The organism is Dellaglioa sp. CoH-56-MRSF-13, assembly GCF_056782095.1.
The window spans coordinates 1-415 of sequence record NZ_JBXAYC010000070.1; the positions used below are offsets into that span (position 1 = coordinate 1).

Annotated in this window: 1 pseudogene; it reads right to left on the minus strand. The window is 52.5% G+C overall.

The features are described 5' to 3' along the window. Window positions 1–314, minus strand: a pseudogene (locus tag AC1RP1_RS07925) (hypothetical protein); the annotation flags it as partial. Window positions 315–415 lie beyond the last annotated feature (101 nt).

The following is a 415-nucleotide window of genomic DNA, read 5'->3' on the forward strand; positions in this document are numbered from 1 at the left end:
ACGTACACGTCCAGCTCTTCGCCCGCGATCTTCGTGAGATTCCGGATTCCGTTGATCACACGGTCCGAGAAACCCTCGCGTCGCAGGAACGAGTAACCTGCTTCATGGTCCGAGGCAAAGATGTCCTCAACGAGGTCGTGTCCGAGCGCGATACACTGAAGCTCTTCATCGTCGCTCTTCACGTAGTGCATTACCTTCAGCAGGTGGAAGATGTAGGGCATGCCTGCCTTGTCAAAGTGGCCGTCGAACTTCTCGACGCAAACCTTCAACATCTTGGCAAGCGCCTCACCCTTACGAAGTTTTGTTGCGTGCATTTTTCTTCTCCTGTACACGGGTCACGAGCTGTGCGATGTTGATGACAGCCGCGCACCAAAGCAAAATCAAACTGATTGTGTGAATCATATCACCTCACAAC